This is a genomic window from Alphaproteobacteria bacterium HT1-32 (genome assembly GCA_009649675.1).
Classification (GTDB): Bacteria; Pseudomonadota; Alphaproteobacteria; order Rhodospirillales; family HT1-32; genus HT1-32.
Map to the genome: position 1 here is coordinate 1 of WJPL01000017.1, position 1,253 is coordinate 1,253.

1 protein-coding gene is annotated in these 1,253 nt (G+C 58.4%); it reads left to right on the forward strand.

The window, feature by feature from the left end; translation table 11 throughout:
* A partial coding sequence (locus tag GH722_20650; GenBank protein MRG74172.1) for a hypothetical protein occupies positions 1 to 1,253 on the forward strand: 1,253 nt, incomplete at both ends.

Here is a 1,253-nt window from a genome sequence, read left to right on the forward strand (position 1 = left end):
GATTACGGTGCGGATGGCCCGGCAGATGGTGCGCCGACAGCTCTTGGCTACAGCGACCTGACCTTCGAGATCACAGGCCCGGCCGGCCTGACGAGCGAAGGTGAGCCGGTCACCTACAGTTGGGATGCAGCAACCAACACGCTGCAGGCGACAGCGGATGGCCGTGATGTGTTCACGGTGGAACTGAATGAAGATGGCAGCTACACCTTCACGCTGCAGGATAGCCTCGATCATCCGGCGGGTGCGGGTGAGAACCAGATCCCGCTTGAGTTTGGTCTGACCGGCACACCTTCGGCCAGTGCGGGTACGGATTATGATCTGGATCCGGGCGTGCTGGACGGGGTTTCCGTGGAACAGAGCTTCACGGTGAATATCGTTGATGATGTTCCGCAGGCTGAGGATGATACGGATAGCGTCTCCTACCATGTGGGTGACGTCACCTCGGGTAATGTGCTGACAGGTATCGATCCGGATACGGACGGTGTTCATACGGATCAGCTGGCGGCAGATGAGGGTGGTGCAGACCCGTCCGCCCATATCACCTCGATCTCGAATGGTACGAATACGGTATCATTCTCGAACCCGGGCGATGTGCAGTCTGACGGGGACGGGAATTACATCGAGCTTCAGGGCGAGCATGGCACGGTGAAGATGTACGAGAATGGTTCGTACAGCTACACGGTGACCGATGAGGATGCGCTGATTGAGCCTGCGTCAATGACGACGGGTGGCGGCGGAGAATCGAGCTGGAGCAACGTTGGTCTCTACGGCTTTGATTTCGGTACGTCGTTCGAGAACGGGGACGGCAAGTTTGATCCGTCACTGTCTGACGACACGGTGACCTTCACGGGTAACGGAATTGGCGTTGAGGGCACGGAAAACGGCATGCCGGTTCCGGACCAGATCAACCACAATGCGGTGACCGGTGAAAGCCAGGCGCTTGCAGTTGACCTGAAGACGCCGGCGACCTCGGCTTCGGTGAAGGTCTCGAACCTGTTCCATAATGAGGAAGACGGGGAAGTCGGGACCTGGAGAGCCTATGATGCGGGCGGCAACCTGGTTGGGCAGGGGACGCTGGACTCCTCGACGATCAATTACGGCAACTCGACGAATGTCGGGGAAGCTGAGATCAACATCTCGGTTGGGGAACATTGCGAGCAGCCGTTCCAGTATCTGGTGTTCACAGCCGAGCCGTATGCCGACCCGAGCGACAATCCGACAGGTGACAGCTCCGATTACTTCATCCGTTCGGT